Raw genomic sequence first — 18,961 nt, 5'->3', positions numbered from 1 at the left:
AGTTATACGCTTAAAGAATTTAATTCATTGCAGATGATGCCATTTGTATAATGAGGTTTAATCTAAAATAGATATTTCCATGCTAATTATAATTTTATTGCAATATAAATTCTTAACCTAGTATAGTTTATTGAAAAGTAGTACTTCTTTTTAATTAAAGTTATTAAATTCATCTACCATTCTCTTACCTTTCCTTCATGCCAGAAAAGACCTGACTCTTTAGGTAAATTTACTAATTCAAATAATTCTTGTGCTACCGTTGTTGCTAATTTAGGTGCAGCATCCGTTCCCATGTCTGTTTTTACCCAACCTGGATCAAAGCTTGAAATGATAATATTATTAAGTCGGTTAGCTAATAGACTGGTATACATGTTAATGCAAACTTTAGATAATTTATAAAGTGGTGCATACGGTGAATCATTTGAGCTAAACGCGCCCCAGCCAGATGTTATGTTAATAATCTGCCCGTGCTTAGCTAATTTCGGCAAACATTGTTCAGTTAATTCAATAGTGCCAAAAACATTAATCTCAAATGTTTTTTTCAGAGCGCATAAATCAATAGTTATTTCTTGCCAATCATCTAGCAAAACCGCAGCATTATTAATTAATATATCAATTTCATCTATATTATTTACAAAATCCGTTATCGATTCTGCTTGTGCTAAATCAAGTGTAAAAATCGTAAAGTTACGATGATTAATTTCAGCTTGCCCTGTAGTTGATGTTCCAATAACTTTATAATCTTTAGCTAGAAATAGCTTAGCTGTTGCCAAACCAATCCCTCTACTTACTCCAGTAATTAAAACTGTTTTCATAACTCTTATCCATTAGTTGTGAGTATTGTTTAAATATAGTAAATCAAAATTAACTTAAATTAATTCATTTTTGTACGACTTGATTTCTTCTTTTTTATTAAGCTATTCTGCTTACGCTTAAAATTATATTTGGAGTGTCAATGAAAAGGACTTTAATTATTGGTTTATCTATAATCGCCTGCCAAAGTTATGCCGATATTTTCTCATCAGCTGATATCGATATTCTTAAAAGAAATTTTCTTGCTAATATCAATAACGAAGGTGCAGTGGTTGCCTCTCCATCGCAAGTCTACCCTAATTATTATTTTGATTGGATTCGCGATGCAGCCATTACTATGGATTTAATTGAAATCTGGTATGAGAAAGACCATCATTTTGATAATAAAAAAAGGCTTCTAAATTATGTAAGCCGGACTGAAAAAATACAAAATCAAACTGATCCTATACCAGGACAACCCATCTTAGGTGAGCCAAAATTTTACTTAAACGGTTTACCATTCGAAGGACCTTGGGGGCGGCCGCAATATGACGGTCCGGCGCTTCGAGCACTGACGCTCATTCATTTTGCACAAGTTCTATTAAAAGATAAAGAATTAGATTATGTCAAAACCCACCTCTATAATACGAATACTATTTCATTATCATCTGGCGTCATCAAAACTGATCTAGATTTTGTTGCGCTACATTGGCAAGAAAATAATTTTGATTTATGGGAAGAAGTTTATGGCCATCACTTCTTTACTGAAATGGTGCAAAGAAAAGCATTGTTAGCAGGTGCAGAATTAGCAAGACAACTTCATGATGAGTCTCAAGCAATTTATTATGAAACTCAAGCCAAACAAATAGCAAACGATCTGCAGCAGTTTATCGATAAAGAAAATAATATTATACAAGCGACTCGCCCACCCCACCCTGGCCGACAAAAAACACAAGAGTTAGATACCTCAGTAATCCTAGCAGCTTTATTAGGTAATACTCATGATAACTTCTTTGCACCTAATAATGGTTACCTTAAAAATACAGCTTTAGCTTTAAAAGAACAATTCAAAACCTATCCTATCAATGCCAATCACACTGAAGCAGTTTTATATGGTCGCTACATTGATGATGTTTATGACGGTTACGGTGATAGTGAAGGAAATCCTTGGTTTATTCTTACAGCCACCATGGCAGAATATTACTATACTCTAGGCACAATGTTACCCTTAACCCAGAAAGAACGTTTAAAAGCTTATCGAGAGCAAGGCGACAGTTATTTAAAATTAATCAAGCAGTATGCGCCTGACCTAAATCTTAGTGAGCAAATTAATCGTTATACAGGTGAGCAGCAAGGTGCTTATTCTCTAACCTGGAGTTATATTTCTGTACTACGTGCTTTAATGGTGCGTGACAAATTAAATATAATATTAAATGGCTCTACTCTGGCAGATAGTAAACTTTAGCAATATTCTCAAGATGGGATATCTCTTAACTTATATAATTATGATGCCTAGCGAAAAGTGATTAATTAATAATGCTATCTAGAATAGACCTAGATAGCATTGTACTTTTATAGAGTTAAAAAATTGGTGATAATTTAGCTTTTTCAAGAGTATTGATATTATTTTCTTGTTGTCTGCCTAAACAACGTAAAGGTTTATTACTCATTAAATAATTTTCAATCGCTTCTAAACTTATATTTTTAGTTTCAGGCATCCAGTAGTAGGTATAAATAAAACCGAGGAAGCAAACAACGCCATAAAGTAAAAAAGTAAATTCAATACCAATTTGGCTGTATAAAATAGGAAAGCTAAAGACCATTAAAGTATTAAATCCCCAGTTACTCATTGAAGATAATCCCATGCCTGCACCTCGTACATGCAAAGGAAAAATTTCGGCCATAGCAATATGAGGGATAGGACCAATACTTATTGCAAATGAAAAGATATAAACTGTTAAACAAAGTACAGATAAATAGGCTAAGGCACTTACTTGAAATAATGAAAACAAGCTTAATGCTGTCAAACTTATAAATGTACCTGCAAAACCAAGTAGCAATAACTTACGCCGCCCAATCTTATCAACCCAGAAAATGGCTAATATAGTCACCAATACATTAACTAGTCCTATACCCATCGTTGCTAAAATTTGTCCTGTAGTATTTGTAAAACCTAAATTTTTAAAAATTTCTGGCGCATAATAAATAATGACATTAATTCCACTTAATTGTTGTAAACAAAATAAGATAACTCCTAAAAGTAAAACGGGTAATAAGGGTTTACTTAAAAGTAGACGCCAATTTTTACCATTATGAGGCTCTTTAGCAAGGGTTGTTTCTATTTCATTTAGCTCTTCATCAACTGCATTTTTAGGACGCAATTTTTTTAAAGAACGAATTGCTAGATCATGCTTACCTACGCTACATAACCAACGTGGTGATTCAGGTAGAAATAAAACACCTAATGTTAAAAGTAGAGCTGGAATTGCACTTGAAGCAAACATAGCGCGCCAGGCATGTTGCTCAATAAGTAGATAGTTGACAGCATAGGCACAAACTATACCCATAGTAATTGCTAATTGATAAATAGCCACTATTGCCCCTCGCAGTTTAACTGGAGCTGTTTCCGCTAAATATAAAGGAGTGGTTACAGCAGCAATTCCAATTGCAAGGCCTAATATAAAACGAGAAGTAATTAATATTAATTCACTATTAGCAAGCGCGGCTCCTAAAGCACCTAATAAGAAAAAGGCACCTGCAAAGGATAAGGTTGTGCGTCTACCAATCAATTTAGTAAAGCGAGACGCTATCAAAGCACCAATAAACATAGAGCCAAATAATGCCCCAAAAGGAAGTGCAGAAGTCATAACACCAACATGTGTGTCAGAAAGCGAGAAATGATTTTTAACCAAGTCTAAAGAACCAGCGATAATCCCTTCGTCATAACCAAACAAAAAACCCGCTACTGAGCCAATAATTGCTACCAACCAAGCCATATTTAATCCTTACTCTTAGTCAAATTTTTAATAATGAGCACTCACATATTAATGACGGTAAATAGCATTAATAATTAGAACTATTAATTGAACTGTAAATAAGATGCTATTTTAGGCATCAGTATTAAAAATCTGGAAATTAAAAAGCGTAACTTTGTAAATACCTCTACATATTTAACCTATTAATTTTTTTGTAGTACTGATTTACCTAAAACACTAGTTGCCTGTGTTATAGCTGTTGAGCTTAGCATACTAATTTTCTCCCAATTTTTTGTTTTTACTGCCTCTTCAGGAACAATCCAAGAACCTCCCACACAAGAGACATTAGGTAAGTTCAAGTATTCTAAGAAATTATGCTCATTAATTCCACCGGTTGGGCAAAAATGAACATTTGGAAAAGGTCCATGTATTGACTTCAACATGTTAACCCCACCTGCAACTGCAGCAGGAAAAAATTTAAAATGGTTAAAACCAAACTGTAATCCCTCCATGAGTTCAGAAATACTAGCAATACCAGGAATCAATGGAATTGTCGAGTCTTTGGCAATTTGTAGTAATTCACGCGTAAGCCCCGGGCTAATTGCAAATTGAGCGCCAGCTTGGATAACTTGCTCTAATTGTGCAGGCGTCGTTACAGTTCCTGCCCCTACAAAAACATCAGGAAATTCTTGCCTTAGCCGGTAAATAATTTCTAAAGCACTAGCAGTTCTTAACGTAATTTCAAAGAGATTTATACCACTACCGATTAACGTTGTAGCCAAAGGTATAGCATCATCAATATGACGTATTACAAGGACAGGAATAATAGGACCTTGAGCAAATAAAACATCAGGTTGCAATGACCAATTACTTTGCGACATAATCTTCACATTCCATAATTTGTTTTAAATAAAGTGCAGCGCCTAATAAGCCTGGCTGCTTAGCGGTAATAACATAGGTAGGTATTTGTTTATTTAAGTCACTAAATCGCCCTTTTGCTTCAAAACGAGCCCGAAACTCACTATGTTCCATTACAGGTAATAGTTTAGGCACTACACCACCTGTAATATAGACGCCTCCAAATGTACACAAGCGTAAAGCTAAATCGCCAGCATAGCTCCCTAGACTTGCAAAAAACTGTTCTATGACTGCTACTGCAAGTTCAGACTTATTACTTAATGCTAAATTAACTATTTCTGAAGCAGGTAATGGCGAAACATTTAAATTGCTATAAGCTGCAATAGCTAAATATAAGTTTTCTAATCCAGGACCTGAAAGCAATCGTTCAGAAGATACATGACCAAACTTATTAGTTAAAAACCGCTGTATAAACCATTCTTGTTCATTTTGTGCTGCCCATCCTGTGTGGCCGCCTTCACCAGATAAAGGCATAAATCCAGAAGGCGTAGGGATTAAATGAGCAACGCCTAAGCCTGTTCCAACACCTAACACAACCATGGGTTTATTAGTATCTGGATTTCCAGAACCCATTTTAATTTTCTCTTCTCCGGTAATTAAAATGGGTAAACTCATAGCTGCAGCAGTTAAATCATTTAATACATGAAGCTCATTAAATTCTAACTCTTCTTTTAATTGTTTAATTGAGAAATGCCAATTTAGATTAGTCATAAATACATCATCATTAATGACTGGACAAGCAATGGCAATAGTAGCTTGCTTGATATCAGCAAGATTATGCATATTACGGTAATGAATTAATGCCTCTTTTAAATTAGAAAAGTTAGCACAAGGAAATACAGCTACTTCATCGACTGCTAAGGTAGCTAGATTAACACGGCTAAACCGAGCATTTGTGCCGCCAATATCAGCAGCTATTGCATAAATATCCGTTTCAGGAGCAAGTTGGGTACTCATAAATACTCCTCTGTAACAAACAAACTACAAGCGCCCTGCTCAGCACCAGTTAACTGGCCACGCAGGCAGCCAAATAATTCACGACCCGTTCCTTCATAATAAATCGATGTATCGACTACAGCAGATTTTCGTTCTGCTAATTCTTCGTTAGGAATAAGCAGTTGTAAAATACCACGCTTTCCATCTAGTAAAATTAAATCACCAGTTTGAATTTTGGCAATAACTCCGCCATCAGAGGCTTCTGGCGTTACATGTAAGGCAGCAGGTACATTACCTGAGGCGCCTGACATACGTCCGTCAGTAACTAACGCAACATGAAAGCCTCTATTTTGTAATACTGATAATTGTGGGGTTAATTGATGTAACTCCGGCATACCACAGGCTTTTGGACCTTGAAAACGGATAACTACAATACAATCTTTGTTTAATTTACCTGCTTTAAAAGCCAAGATGAATTCATCTTGGCTGGTAAAAACTTCAGCTGGCGCTTCAACTACTAAGTTATTTTGATTAAGTGCTGAAGTTTTAATAACTGCGCGTCCAATATTACCAGATAAAACTTCTAATCCACCATGATGACTAAAGGGCTCAGTAGCTGGGCGTAAAACTTCATCATCTAAAGTCCTAGCAGGCCCGTCTACCCACTGTAATTCTCCATCTTGTAAGACAGGTTGTTTAGTATAATGTTCTAAACCCTGACCAACTACTGTTTGTACATCTTCGTGCAATAAATCAGCTTCTAATAAAGTATGAATTAGGTAAGCCATGCCCCCAGCACGATGAAAGTGATTAATATCTGCACTTCCATTAGGATAAATTTTTGCTACCAGTGGAATTACTTTGGATAGCTCAGCAAAATCATCCCAATTAATTATAAAACCTGCAGCCCGAGCAATAGCAACTAAATGCATAGTATGATTCGTAGAACCACCGGTTGCTAATAATCCAATAATCCCATTAACAAGGTTTTTCGCCTCAATAATATGGCCTATCGGTAAGTAATGATTGCCTAAATCGGTTAGTGAGATGACTTGTTTAGCAGCAGCACGAGTAAGCGCTTCACGTAATGGGATACCTGGATTAACAAAAGATGAACCTGGTAGATGTAGGCCCATCATCTCAACAATCAGTTGATTAGAATTAGCTGTGCCAAAAAACGTACAAGTACCAGAGGTATGGTAGGAGGCTGCTTCTGCATCTAATAAAGCTTCTTTATCAACCTTTCCTTCAGCATATAACTGTCGAATACGAGCTTTTTCTTTATTAGAAATGCCTGAAGGCATAGGGCCTGCAGGGACAAAAACAAAAGGTAGGTGACCAAAGGTTAAAGCTGCAATTAACAAGCCTGGAACAATTTTATCACAAATCCCAAGCATTAAACCGCCATCGAATAAATTATGTGATAATGCAATAGCTGCTGATAAAGCAATGACATCTCGGCTCATTAAGCTTAGATCCATGCCGGGCTGGCCTTGCGTTACACCATCACACATAGCTGGCACACCACCAGCAAACTGAGCAATACCACCTACTTCAGTAATAGCCTCTTTAAGAATAGCTGGATAAGTTTCATAAGGTTTGTGCGCTGACAAAACATCATTATAAGAAGAAACAATAGCAATATTAGGTTGTACTAATTGACGCATGACTAACTTATCACCTTCACGGCAAGCCGCAAAGCCATGCGCTAGGTTACCACAATGCAAAGCACCACGATGTGGCCCCTTTAAACGCGCCTTTTCTATACGTGCTAAATAATGTGCGCGACTTTCGGCACTTCGTTTAATAATACGTTCAGTAATTTGTTTAATGATTGTATTCATAATTGTCTCATTACGGTGAAAACATCACTTCTAAATTAGAAACAGGATTATGTAAAAAAGCACGAATTGGCATTGCTTTTTCATCCTGCCCTGCCGCCGCTTCTTTAAGTACGGCTAGCTTATTTTCACCTACTAAAAGTAAAAAAATATAACGACTGTTTAAGAGTCTATTTTTAGTTAATGAAATTCGTTTATAAGGAGCTGTCGTTGGATTAACAACAATGGCTGCAGCATCTGATGCAGATAAACCTTTATGAATTTCTTTACTACATGGAAAAAGTGAAGCAGTATGGCCATCTTCACCCATCCCTAAGATAACCACATCAAATTGCGGCAAATTTGCTAAACGAGCCTCAATTTCAGTAAGCTCTTCTTCAGGCTTAGTACTTTTTGCTAACAAACTGATATAGTTTGCTTTTGCTGCTTTGTTTATTAACAAATGGCGTTTTAACATCCCTTCATTACTATCAGCATTTTCAGCTGGCAACCACCGCTCGTCTGCTAAAAGAATAGTTACTTTATCCCAAGCCAAATCGGTTTCAGCAAGCAGATTAAATAAATTCTGTGGAGTTTTACCGCCAGATACAACTAAATAAGCCTGACCACGCGCGACTATGGCATCAGTTAAAATTGTTTTCAATTTATTACAAAAATGGTCATTTAAACTGGTAATATTGTTAAATTGCTGCAAATTCATCTTACTCATCCCAATTTCTATCATCGCGAGCTAATAAAGAAGTGGCGGCAGCTGGCCCCCAAGTACCAGCTTGGTAAGCTCGTGGAGGTTCATTATAAATTTGCCAGGCTTTAAGAATACCATCTACCCACTGCCAAGCTAATTCAACTTCATCGCGTCGTACAAATAAACATTGGTTACCCAACATTGCTTCTAATAGTAAACGTTCATAAGCATCAACGATACGCTCAGATTTAAATGTTTCATCAAAGCTTAAATCAAGCTTACTTTGTTGCAGTTGCATCGTTTCGCCTAAGCCTGGAATTTTATTAATAATCTGAATTTCAACACCTTCATCTGGCTGCAGCCGAATAATTAGTTTATTTGCTTTTAAATGTTTGTAGGTTTTCTGAAAAATATTGTGTGGCTGCGGTTTAAATGAAATCAATATTTCACTATATTTCCTAGGCATCCGTTTACCGGTACGCAAATAAAAAGGAACACCTGCCCAACGCCAATTATCAATAAAAACCTTTAGCGCGACAAATGTTTCAGTAGTACTTATCTTCGCTTCATTTTCCTCTAAATAGCCAGGAACTGCTTTACCACCAACAAAACCACTAGTATATTGACCACGTACTGTCATTTCTTGAACATTTTCTGCAGTAATTGGCCTTAATGCTTTAAGTACTTTTAATTTCTCATCGCGAATATTATCAGCATCCAGGTTAACTGGTGGCTCCATTGCGATAAGCGCTAAAATCTGTAAAAGATGATTTTGTACCATATCACGCAGCTGGCCTGCGCTATCGTAATAACTCCAGCGCCCCTCAACGCCGACCTCTTCAGCAACAGATATTTGCACATGATCTATAGCATTATAATCCCAATTGGTGGCAAATATTGCATTAGCAAACCGCAGAACTAATAGATTTAATACTGTTTCTTTACCTAAATAATGATCAATACGATAGATCTGACTCTCTTTGAAATATTCTGCAATTTGATCATTAATAATGATTGAGGAGTCTAAGTTACGGCCGATAGGTTTCTCAACTACAACTCGAGCGGGTTCTTTAGCTAATCCAACTTTAGCTAATCCTTCACTAATGTGACCAAATAAAGAAGATGACGTTGCAAAATAACTCACAGCAATACGTGTCTTAGGATCAGTAATTTCTTTAAGCTTATTATAGTCTGCTATCTGCGTAAGATCGACTTGCACATAATGTAGTTTTTGCTCCAGACGCTGCCAAACCGCTTTATCAAATGTCTCTTGAATAAATTTTTTTACGGTTGTCTTAACAAATTCAATATAATTATCCGAACTAAAATTATCGCGTGCAACACCAATGATCCTAGTTTGGGGATTTAATAGATGCTGTTTTTCTAGTTGGTAGAGCGCTGGTAAAAGCTTTCGACTTGCAAGATCGCCTTTTGTGCCAAATAAAATTAAGTCACAAGCCTTATTATCTTCGGCTTTTCCTTGCATAACTTTTTTCCTTCTAACAAAGGGTTATTGAGTTTGCCTACATTCCATTAACTTTAAAAAGAAAATAGGAATGTAAATAGACCCTAGTAAATTGCAAAGTGTTTCGATTTTACACCAGTGAGCTTGATCGTCAACTGAATTAAACCAAATTCAGCGCTATTTAAAATTAAGAATACTTATTTGCAGAATCAAAAATTATCAACTATGTTTAATTGTAACCTTAATTTAGGAGAGAGATATGGATAATTATATGGATCGTAATGAAGGTCTTAATCGAGATTCTTCCCGTTCTCAACATGCTGGTCAAGATTCAATGATTACGGGTTATTTCCATGATAAAGATACTGCTGAAAATGCTTACCGTTCTTATCTAGATCGTGGTTATGATCCAAAAGACATTAACGTTATTATGTCAGAAGATTCTCGTCGCAAATACTATGACTCTGATCTTGCTAAGGCAAGTTCAAGCGATCGTAGTCGTACACATAGCATGGGTTCTGATACTTCAATGTCTGATTCAACTATGGATAGTGCCAGCGGTGATCGCATGAAAGAAGGCATGGGAGTTGGTGGCGCAATTGGTGGAATCGTTGGCGCTACTTTAGGTGCGATTGCAGCAATCGGCACAAGTCTTGCTATTCCTGGTTTAGGTTTAGTTATTGCTGGTCCAATAGCCGCAGGTCTTGCTGGCGCTGGTGCTGGTAGCCTTTCTGGTGGTTTAATTGGTGCTTTAGCTGGTTGGGGTATTCCTGAAGATAAAGCTCGTCGTTATGAAGAAGGTGTACGCTCTGGTGGTATCCTTATGGGAGTTCGCCGTGATCCAAGCCGTGATTATTCAGATTTAGAAAATGACTGGCGCAAATATGATATCGATAACGATATGCATCGCTAGACTTTTTTGCAGTAAAAAAAGGGCGGATTTCCGCCCTTTTTTAGTTTAGAAATTTGTTATAATTTCACTCTTTGCTTAACCACTTTCAGTATTTCTCTAAAGATATCCACTTATCTACAAAATTTATAGCCGCTATTTAATGTATCTGTTAAACTGAAATTCCCTTAATTGGAGAGAATAATTTCATGAAGATTGCGAAACTAGCAACATTATCATTACTCGTTAGTGGTCATTTAGCTGCTCAGGGAATAGAAGTTTCAGGTACAATTTCTCATATAATAACTGAGCGTAAACCATCCAAACTTTTAAATAAGGACATTGAGCAACCAAAAGAAATTAGACTATTAAAAATTAAATTATCTGATAAAGAAAGAAAATTACTGCAGCTTAAAGCAAAAAATGCTTTAAAACCTATAAATCAATTTACCAATTCTGGTGGGCCTAAGCAGATTCAACTTGGTATGAATAATGTACCTGTATTAGATCAAGGGCGGCATGGTACTTGTGTTACTTTTGCCGTGACAGCAGCTATTGACGCAGCGCTTGATAAAGGTGATTACGTTAGCCAACTATGTCAATTGCAGTTAGGTAATTACTTAGCTGAGAATGGCTATAATGCTAGTGGTTGGGATGGCTCATTAGGTCGAGTTGTACTTAACCAGATGGAAACATTTGGTATTGTTAATAAAACACATGAAGCAAAAGTAGGTTGCGGCGGTTTAAATTCTTACCCACATGGTGGCGCTGATCCAACAACTCCCATGGCGCTTGAAGAATTTCACGCTATTAGCGAGCCACTTACTCTTGATGAAATACAAACTTCACCAATCCTAGATCCTTTCCAAGCTACCAATGATCGTGTTGATACTAACAAAACCTTAGCTGAAGTTAAAAAAGCTCTCCTAGCTGGTGATAGGGTAACTTTTGCTGTTTTACTTGTCGATTATGATTTAGGTGTTTCTGGCGCAGTAGGTACTAAAAATGCTCGTAATGATAGCTGGGTACTTACACCTATAATTGCTCGTGATGCCTGGTTAAATCCTGAGTTTGTCGGTGGCCATGAAATGGTTATTACCGGCTTTGATGATAATGCTGTAGCTAAAGATAATGAAGGTAATAAACATAGAGGTTTATTGACTTTACGTAATTCTTGGGGAAAAAATCTAGGGGATAATGGAAACTTTTACATGTCTTATGATTACTTTAAAGTATTAGCTTTTGAAGCGCAAAGAATACGCACTATCAAATCTAAAGAAATGTAAGGTTTAAATAAGCTTATATAGTTATCTTGCTTATTATTTATAACTACTGATTTTCCTTATAAAGCGACTATCCTTAATCTGTATTAGGTAAGGGGGTCGCTTTTTCTATTTTTTATTTAGATTTTAAAACAGCTAAATTCTCTTGGTACCGGACAAATAAATTCTATACTTTTTACCTTCTACCTACATCCCATAATTTGTCGCGGGATCCAACCTATCAAATCATTTTGACTTTTACTACCTACATCCCGCGACTTGTTCGGCGTTGTTGCATAACTCTGAAGCTTCGCTAGCCTCAAGGCGAAGGCTGGTTAAGCAAGTAGCCTGAGTGAAACGACGTGAAACCCGGGTTTCGGCCTGCAGGCCTACACCTAGGCTACTTGCTCTCAGCGCAGTTATCGAGCCAAAGCCTGGATCCCGCGAACAAGTCGTGGGACGTAGATGATACTCTTAAGGTGAAATGAGAGCTTATGTTAAAATCTTGCCTCTACATCTGCTACCTACGTCCCGCGACTTGTTCGCGAGATCCAGCCTACCAGTCAAATCATTGGATTCCCTGGCAAGCTATGGGATATAGGTAGGGGAAAAAAGGTTTTTCAACGGTTTTTATTTTTGTCCTGTACAAAGATAGATTCTAGCCAATTCCAACCTTATTAATATTTTATTAATTACAATGTACTAAAATTATACTTTAGGCTACATGTATATTAAGTTTCATATAGTATGAGTGCTCATGAAGAAGTAGTAAATTTATATAACGCGCTAGGTTATGGCAGTGAAGATGGCCTAGGCTATGGCAATGAAGATGGTCTATGTAATGGTTTTTCGCTGCGTTGGTTAGAGGCTTCTTTATTAGGCAAAGAAGAGCAACAACGTTTTGAAAATCGTATAAAACTTATTGCCTCTATGACGACGGAATACTTAGTCGATGCAATTAATAAAACTAAAGCAAAAAAAGGTGAAAACTTAACTGATAAAGATTATGAGTTAATTGATATTATTCGTTTTTATGATAGTTTAACCTTATTTCAGTTACCAGGGGATTGGGCTTTTTTATTTAATCGCTCTTTTCTAAACCAAGAAAATATAGAAGTTCTTTCTACTCTTGCTTCGTCTGAAGAAATAGAGAAAAAAGGCGGTTTAAAACCACTTTATTCAGAACCACTTATTCTATCTAAAGAAGAAATTGAAACTTATTTAATTAAACTTGGTCAAGTATTTGATACTACTGCAAACCTATCTACAGAGCCAATAGGAATTTTATTAGGAAGTGAAAATCATACTGTAGCTTTAACCTATCAACCAAGTCAAGGCTGGTCGTTTCGTGATAGTAATCAAATTCCCTATACTTCACCTAAAACTAAACTTATGGCAGCGGCCATTGAAGCAGCTTTTGCAGAAGATGAAGATGAAGAAGAGGAAAGCGATGACTATAAAAAAGAAGATAAATCTAGCGATTATTCAGCTTTTAATACGCAAGTGATATTAACTAAAAATGATCCCCGCTGCAGTATTTTAGAAGAAAAACTAACAAAGTTTAAACACACAACTCAACCTATTACAGACGATATCGCTCTTCGGAAAGGTAGCGTTAATTTATTATTTATCGCTGCTCAGTATAATCATTTAGAAGATGTAGTAGCTTTAATTAAAGCTGGCGCAGATTTTAATCAAACTGATGAAGATAATATTACTCCTATTTGGACTGCTGCTTTTAATGGTTATACTAAAGTAGTTAAAGAATTAATTAACGCTGGCGCAAAATGCAATGAATTAGTTGGTAAAAAATCCCCACCGATTTGTGCTGCTGCACGAGGAGGTCATGTAGAAACTGTTGACGTATTAGCTAAAGCAAAGGTGGATTTAAATTTAGCGAATATAAACAATCAAACACCGCTATGGATTGCGGCCGAAAAGGGCCATGTAGAAGTAGTTAAAAAATTAATTGAATATGGAGTTAAGTTAGATGAAAAAGATAATTCAGGTAACACCCCTCTAGGAATTGCGGCAAATAATGGCCACGCCGAAATTGTTAGAATATTAGTAGAGAAAGGTGCAAGGTTAAATGAAAAAGAAAATAATGGCTTCTCACCGCTACATTTAGCAGCTAATAAAGGTCATCTAGACGTTATAAAAGAATTAATCAAAGCTGGCGCAGATTTAACTCAAGTAGATGCTCAAGGTAAAACAGCTTTATGGATAGCGGCTAATAATGGCCATGCAGAAGTTATAAGAGAATTAGTTCAAAAAAATCCTAATTTATTAGATTGCTCAAATGAAAATAGTGCAAGTCCCCTATTAATGGCAGCTAGAAATGGACATACCAACGTCGTGGAACTATTGATTGAACTATCACATAAATATAAAGATAAGGTAAATTTAAATCAACTATTTCAAGGTATGACGCCTATTTTGTTAGCTGCTCAAGAAGGTCACTTTGCTATTGTTAAAAAACTTTTAGAGGCCAATGCTGATCATACTATTCCTATGCGCCGAACAGTCGCTCAACTAAAATATTTTGCTTTATTCAAACACGATAAAAACATAGAGCAACAAGTTAAATTATTTGTGAAAGATTTACCAGATTCTGCTGAAGTAATTATTACGCCTTATGATATAGCTAATCTTATGGGACATAATAAAATTGCTGAGCTTATTAATGAGCATAAAGTACAGCAAACCCCTAATGAGACAAATACGCCATATTTAACTGGTGCAAAAAACTTATTTTTCTTACCCACAAAAACAGTTTCTGACTCTAGTAACTTGCAACCAACCTTAAGTAATAACCCTGAAACTTCAAGAGATATTTAAATAAGAGTTCTTGACAATTTAAACGTCTTAAAGTACGGCTAAATTACTTAAAATAAATTTAAGTCTAGTCCTAAGATAACCTTTCATACCTTCTCATTAGAATTAATAGCTACCTTAAGGTTGTATTAGTATAAATATCTGCTAGCCAATCTTACTTTACAATGTACAAAAATCAAACACAGTTGAAAACTCTTTTTCCCTAGGCCAACGTCCCATGGCTTGTCTATGGGATCAAGTGATTTAACTGTCGCACGGGATCCCGCGAACAAGTCGCGGGAAGTAGGCAAGAAGTGAAAACGATGATTTTTTGTCTGGTACAAAACCAAACTTAATTAAATCAATACATTTTTATTTAACCTTTAATAACCGAGTTATCTAAAACTTTTTTAGCTTGTTCAGCGCGGTAATTCTCAACAGCTTGCCTATACTCCGGATATTTATTACCCAAAATGCTAGCAGCTAAAATAGCAGCGTTAATCGCGCCTGCTTTACTAACAGCTAATGTTCCAACAGGAATACCAGCTGGCATTTGTACTATAGATAACAATGCGCCTAATCCATTTGTAAAGGTTGAAGAAGGAATAGGCACACCTAAAACAGGCAATGTCGTTTTAGCAGCAACTACTCCAGGTAAGTGAGCAGCACCGCCCGCTGCGGCAATAAACACTTCAACGCCGTCTTTTTCAGCCTATTTTAAATATTCAAATAAAGCCTCTGGTGTTCGATGCGCAGATAGTGCTCGAACTTGATGAGGGATATCTAATGCTTCCAGGATTTTACTAGCCTCTTCCATTAACGGCCAATCAGATTTAGAACCCATTAAAATTGCTATAAGTGCTTTTGTCATAATAATACCTCAATTATTTATTAGACCTATTTCCGAATTCTTGAGAAATAACCTTAATTGCTTCAACTAATAAAGCGCCTTCATCTTGTTGAATACGCGCTTTTAGCTGCTCTGGGGTGTCTTTAAATAATACTTCACATCGCTTTTGTAATAATACAGGGCCTGCATCAACTTCCTCATTAACAAAATGCACGGTACAGCCACTATATTTTTCACCAGCGGTTAAAACTGCACGATGTACCTCTAAATCCATAAGACCTGCATAAGCAGGCAATAAGGAAGGGTGAATATTAATAATTTTATTTTGCCACTCTTGAATAAATTCAGCAGATAAAATACGCATATAACCAACTAAAACAATTAAATCCACACCATAATTTTTTAATAAAGTATTTAACTTACGATCAAACTCTTCTCTGGTTAATTCTTTGGCAGAAAGATAAGCAGTTTGTAAGCCAAAGTAGGTGGCTTTTTCTAAGATGCCTGCTTTGGCTTTATTACTTACAACGACCTCTATAGAAGCATTAAGTTTTTGTTGCTTTATTGCTTCTACAATCGCTGTTAAATTAGTGCCACGTGTTGAGCCTAAAATTCCTAATCGAATCATGTACTGCGAATCCTATTCATATCACCAATACGTTGTTCAATTAATTTAGAACTACCGATATCACTACGATGAAATAAAGGGCCTTTAATCTGTATAACTGACCCCTCAGCTTGCCTCTCTGCTTCAGTAATGGTCTTAGCAACACCAACATACGCCGCCGTACGCGAACCTGTAGCAACAATAGTTTGTTCATTTTGTACATCAACTGCAGCAAGATAAAGATTTTGTTTATTTTCTACAGCACTAAAATCAATAGGAAAACCTTTTAGAGGTTGGTCAGGATAACCTTCAGGTACGACATATTTGCATACGCTAGCTTGCCGTTTAAATTGCACACTCTCGTGACTTAAATTGCCATTTACCATCTGCTGACAAATAGTTAAAAAGTCTGATTCAAGAATTGCTAAAACATTAAGTGCTTCAGGATCACCAAAACGTGCATTAAATTCAATAACAAAAACACCTTTTTTAGTAGCAATGAAACTGCCATATAAAATACCAATATAATTTTGTTGGCATTCCTCATTTAACGCTGAAAAGACACGTTGATTAATTGCAAAAGCTTCTTCTACTTCGTCTGTTGTTAGAAAAGGTAAGCTATGATTGGTATCAGAGTAACTGCCCATTCCACCAGTATTAGGCCCTTTATCACCATTATAAGCACGCTTATGATCTTGAACTAAAGGCATAGGCACTAATACTTTTCCGTCTGCAAAACACATGAAGGAAAATTCTTGACCTATTAATTTCTCTTCAATAATAAAAGTTTGCTGATGCGCTAAAATCTCTTTTGCAAAGGCTAATGCCTCATCAATAGAATTAAGGTGCTCACCCGCAACTTTAACTCCTTTTCCGCCCATTAAACCATTTGCTTTGATAACATAGTGTTCTTCACCAAGCTCGTTTATAAATTCGGCAACGTTATCTAGACTATTAAATTTTTTATATTTGGGTAAACCTGCTATTTGGTATTTTTGCATTAAGTCTCGGCCAAACTCTTTGCTTGTTTCTAATTGGGCTAGTGCTTTTTTTGGACCAATCGTTGGAATATCAGCTTGCCAAAGTGCATCTGCCATGCCCTGCTCAAGCGGCGCTTCAGGGCCAATAATGGCTAAATTTATAGACCAAGATTTAGCTTGTTGAGTGACTTTAATACAATCTGTAATGACCCCAATAGAATATTCCTTACACAATTCTTTTATACCTGGGTTAAGAGAGGTACCATAACAATATAAATTAGGTCGCTGACTCGAACGTGACAATGCTTTAGCAATAGCATGTTCTCTAGCACCAGACCCAATAATAAGAATATTCATTAAGTTTTAATCCTCTCTAGCGCTATTATTTTCATTACGTGTTGCCTCGCGATAAATCTCTATTTCCTGCATTTTATTTGCTGTGATCTTGTTACAAAAGTAATCACCATCCATACAAGCCATACAGGTTTTATTAATCTTATATCTACCTCGTCTGGTAACTGCTTCCAATAAATCTTCTTTGGTTTGGTAAAGTAATACATCAACGCCAATGAACTTAGCAATATCCTGCTCCGTGTAGTTTGCAGCGATAAGCTCCTTTCGAGACGGAATATCAATCCCATAAAAGCAAGGATTTCGTAGCGGTGGAGAAGTAGATACAAAGTAAATTTTTTTAGCGCCAGACTCTCGTACCATTTTAACAATTTCGCGTGAAGTTGTACCACGAACAATACTATCATCCACAATTAGAACTATTTTATTCTCTATTTCTGTCCGCTGGGGCGTTAATTTATGCCGTATGCTACTGGTACGGGCGCCTTGATTTGGCATAATAAATGTTCGTCCAATGAATGGATTTTTATAAAGTCCTTCCGAATAACGAACACCTAATTCGCTGGCAAAAGAAAGGGCTGCTGTATTGGCTGTAAAGGGGGCTGGAATAACCACGTCAGGAATAAGATTAGGATGAGTTTTTTGCCATTGCTTAGCTAGATTTTGCCCCATACGTAAGCGAGCTCGATAAACACTAATATCATTAATAGTGGCATCAGGACGAGAAAAATAAACATATTCAAAAATACAAGGTCTGAAATCAGCGGCTTTAACTACGCGGCGATAGAGCTTACCTGCCTTATTTACATAGGCTACTTCACCTGGCAAGATATCACCTTGTGGATTAAATCCTAGTGCATAAAAAGGGGTAGTCTCCGAAGCAAAGATAATATCTTCCTTACCACTATCCTGTGCGCGTGTACCCCATACTAAAGGGCGAATACCATGGGGGTCGCGAAAAGCGATAAGCCCTTTACCAATGACTAGGCTTACAACTGAATAAGCACCTTCAAGCTTAGTAAAAAGCAAACTCACAACCGCACATAATACCTCAAAAAACTGATCATCATCGTCAATAAAGCCTGGACTATCAGCAAGTAAATCAGCAAAAAGAAGGAGTAATACTTCAGAATCAAGAGAGGTATTTAAATGACGATGTTGCTTGCGTATTTCTTGTGCTAGTTCTTGGTAATTAGACAAATTACCATTATGTGCAAGAGCAATACCTCTGGGGCTACCAATCCAAAGCGGTTGCACATCAGCTTCGCCATATCCTCCTGCAGTTGGGTAACGTGTATGTGCTATGCCAATATTTCCCTTTAAAGCTAATACATTTTGAGCAGTAAACGTTTCACGAACCAATCCTAAACCATATTTAGAGTAAAATCGCTGATTCGAGGTTAATATTCCAGCCGCATCCTGACCACGATGCTGTAAATGAATTAAACTTTCGTATAATTCAGGAGCAACAGGCTTATGACTATAAATACCTACTATACCGCACATAGTTAATTACCTTAAAACGACAAGCACATTCAATTTTTAAGCCTTATCACCCAGTCTAGTCCATAAAATGATATTTAGACCTTAACATAG

The 18,961-nt window shown here is 36.5% G+C and carries 14 protein-coding genes and 1 pseudogene; 4 read left to right on the top strand and 11 right to left on the bottom strand.

Annotation, left to right across the window (positions count from 1 at the left end; all coding sequences use genetic code 11):
* Window positions 1–173: 173 nt before the first annotated feature.
* Window positions 174–815, bottom strand: coding sequence for an SDR family NAD(P)-dependent oxidoreductase (locus tag ACNVED_RS06630; RefSeq protein WP_419420966.1), 642 nt, complete (start codon window positions 813–815; stop codon window positions 174–176).
* 140 nt (window positions 816–955) lie between these two features.
* On the opposite strand from ACNVED_RS06630, the gene ACNVED_RS06625 reads away from it, so the two are divergent.
* Window positions 956–2,257, top strand: coding sequence for a glycoside hydrolase family 15 protein (locus ACNVED_RS06625; protein ID WP_419420965.1), 1,302 nt, complete (start codon window positions 956–958; stop codon window positions 2,255–2,257).
* Between the two features lie 115 nt (window positions 2,258–2,372).
* Here the strand turns inward: ACNVED_RS06625 and ACNVED_RS06620 are convergent, their stop codons facing one another.
* The 6 genes from ACNVED_RS06620 to zwf form a co-directional block, all read right to left on the bottom strand.
* Window positions 2,373–3,788 carry a sugar porter family MFS transporter gene (locus ACNVED_RS06620; protein WP_419420964.1) on the bottom strand — a complete coding sequence of 472 codons (1,416 nt, stop codon included), beginning with the start codon at window positions 3,786–3,788 and terminating at the stop codon, window positions 2,373–2,375.
* 182 nt (window positions 3,789–3,970) lie between these two features.
* Window positions 3,971–4,648 carry a bifunctional 4-hydroxy-2-oxoglutarate aldolase/2-dehydro-3-deoxy-phosphogluconate aldolase gene (locus ACNVED_RS06615; RefSeq protein ID WP_419420963.1) on the bottom strand — a complete coding sequence of 226 codons (678 nt, stop codon included), beginning with the start codon at window positions 4,646–4,648 and terminating at the stop codon, window positions 3,971–3,973.
* Window positions 4,635–5,642 (bottom strand): glucokinase, encoded by a 1,008-nt coding sequence (gene glk, locus ACNVED_RS06610; protein WP_419420962.1) that lies wholly within the window; start codon window positions 5,640–5,642, stop codon window positions 4,635–4,637. The genes ACNVED_RS06615 and glk overlap by 14 nt, the downstream gene beginning before the upstream one ends.
* Entirely contained in the window at window positions 5,639–7,465 is a 1,827-nt protein-coding gene (gene edd, locus ACNVED_RS06605) for a phosphogluconate dehydratase (RefSeq protein WP_419420961.1), read from the bottom strand. Before edd ends, glk begins: the two co-directional genes overlap by 4 nt.
* Before the next feature lie 10 nt (window positions 7,466–7,475).
* Window positions 7,476–8,162, bottom strand: a complete 687-nt coding sequence (pgl, locus tag ACNVED_RS06600) for a 6-phosphogluconolactonase (RefSeq protein ID WP_419420960.1) — start codon at window positions 8,160–8,162, stop codon at window positions 7,476–7,478.
* A gap of 1 nt (window position 8,163) precedes the next feature.
* On the bottom strand, window positions 8,164–9,633 hold the full coding sequence (gene zwf / locus ACNVED_RS06595; RefSeq protein WP_419420959.1) for a glucose-6-phosphate dehydrogenase: 1,470 nt from the start codon (window positions 9,631–9,633) through the stop codon (window positions 8,164–8,166).
* Between the two features lie 238 nt (window positions 9,634–9,871).
* On the opposite strand from zwf, the gene ACNVED_RS06590 reads away from it, so the two are divergent.
* From ACNVED_RS06590 to ACNVED_RS06580, 3 genes are all read left to right on the top strand, one after another.
* Window positions 9,872–10,525 carry a hypothetical protein gene (locus ACNVED_RS06590; protein ID WP_419420958.1) on the top strand — a complete coding sequence of 218 codons (654 nt, stop codon included), beginning with the start codon at window positions 9,872–9,874 and terminating at the stop codon, window positions 10,523–10,525.
* Between the two features lie 185 nt (window positions 10,526–10,710).
* A complete protein-coding gene (locus ACNVED_RS06585; RefSeq protein WP_419420957.1) occupies window positions 10,711–11,787 on the top strand; it encodes a C1 family peptidase in 1,077 nt (358 codons plus the stop codon).
* A gap of 723 nt (window positions 11,788–12,510) precedes the next feature.
* Window positions 12,511–14,601, top strand: a complete 2,091-nt coding sequence (locus tag ACNVED_RS06580) for an ankyrin repeat domain-containing protein (protein ID WP_419420956.1) — start codon at window positions 12,511–12,513, stop codon at window positions 14,599–14,601.
* A gap of 352 nt (window positions 14,602–14,953) precedes the next feature.
* On the opposite strand, the pseudogene purE reads toward ACNVED_RS06580, so the two are convergent.
* From purE to purF, 4 genes and pseudogenes are all read right to left on the bottom strand, one after another.
* A pseudogene (gene purE / locus ACNVED_RS06575) lies at window positions 14,954–15,448 on the bottom strand (5-(carboxyamino)imidazole ribonucleotide mutase).
* A 13-nt stretch (window positions 15,449–15,461) separates the two neighbouring features.
* Window positions 15,462–16,055 (bottom strand): phosphoribosylglycinamide formyltransferase, encoded by a 594-nt coding sequence (gene purN / locus ACNVED_RS06570; RefSeq protein WP_419420955.1) that lies wholly within the window; start codon window positions 16,053–16,055, stop codon window positions 15,462–15,464.
* Window positions 16,052–17,371, bottom strand: coding sequence for a phosphoribosylamine--glycine ligase (gene purD / locus ACNVED_RS06565; RefSeq protein ID WP_419420954.1), 1,320 nt, complete (start codon window positions 17,369–17,371; stop codon window positions 16,052–16,054). Before purD ends, purN begins: the two co-directional genes overlap by 4 nt.
* 6 nt (window positions 17,372–17,377) lie before the next feature.
* Complete coding sequence (purF, locus tag ACNVED_RS06560) at window positions 17,378–18,871, bottom strand: amidophosphoribosyltransferase (protein ID WP_419420953.1); 1,494 nt, start codon at window positions 18,869–18,871, stop codon at window positions 17,378–17,380.
* Window positions 18,872–18,961: the final 90 nt, after the last annotated feature.

The organism is Legionella sp. D16C41, from assembly GCF_048541585.1.
Lineage (GTDB): Bacteria > Pseudomonadota > Gammaproteobacteria > Legionellales > Legionellaceae > Legionella_C.
This window is presented reverse-complemented; position numbering and strand designations above follow the sequence as displayed.

Bases quoted from the DNA above. Each gene is read 5' to 3' on its own strand.
- ACNVED_RS06630 (WP_419420966.1), bottom strand. From the start codon at position 815: ATGAAAACAGTTTTAATTACTGGAGTAAGTAGAGGGATTGGTTTGGCA.
- ACNVED_RS06625 (WP_419420965.1), top strand. From the start codon at position 956: ATGAAAAGGACTTTAATTATTGGTTTATCTATAATCGCCTGCCAAAGT.
- ACNVED_RS06620 (WP_419420964.1), bottom strand. From the start codon at position 3,788: ATGGCTTGGTTGGTAGCAATTATTGGCTCAGTAGCGGGTTTTTTGTTT.
- ACNVED_RS06615 (WP_419420963.1), bottom strand. From the start codon at position 4,648: ATGTCGCAAAGTAATTGGTCATTGCAACCTGATGTTTTATTTGCTCAA.
- glk (WP_419420962.1), bottom strand. From the start codon at position 5,642: ATGAGTACCCAACTTGCTCCTGAAACGGATATTTATGCAATAGCTGCT.
- edd (WP_419420961.1), bottom strand. From the start codon at position 7,465: ATGAATACAATCATTAAACAAATTACTGAACGTATTATTAAACGAAGT.
- pgl (WP_419420960.1), bottom strand. From the start codon at position 8,162: ATGAATTTGCAGCAATTTAACAATATTACCAGTTTAAATGACCATTTT.
- zwf (WP_419420959.1), bottom strand. From the start codon at position 9,633: ATGCAAGGAAAAGCCGAAGATAATAAGGCTTGTGACTTAATTTTATTT.
- ACNVED_RS06590 (WP_419420958.1), top strand. From the start codon at position 9,872: ATGGATAATTATATGGATCGTAATGAAGGTCTTAATCGAGATTCTTCC.
- ACNVED_RS06585 (WP_419420957.1), top strand. From the start codon at position 10,711: ATGAAGATTGCGAAACTAGCAACATTATCATTACTCGTTAGTGGTCAT.
- ACNVED_RS06580 (WP_419420956.1), top strand. From the start codon at position 12,511: ATGAGTGCTCATGAAGAAGTAGTAAATTTATATAACGCGCTAGGTTAT.
- purN (WP_419420955.1), bottom strand. From the start codon at position 16,055: ATGATTCGATTAGGAATTTTAGGCTCAACACGTGGCACTAATTTAACA.
- purD (WP_419420954.1), bottom strand. From the start codon at position 17,371: ATGAATATTCTTATTATTGGGTCTGGTGCTAGAGAACATGCTATTGCT.
- purF (WP_419420953.1), bottom strand. From the start codon at position 18,871: ATGTGCGGTATAGTAGGTATTTATAGTCATAAGCCTGTTGCTCCTGAA.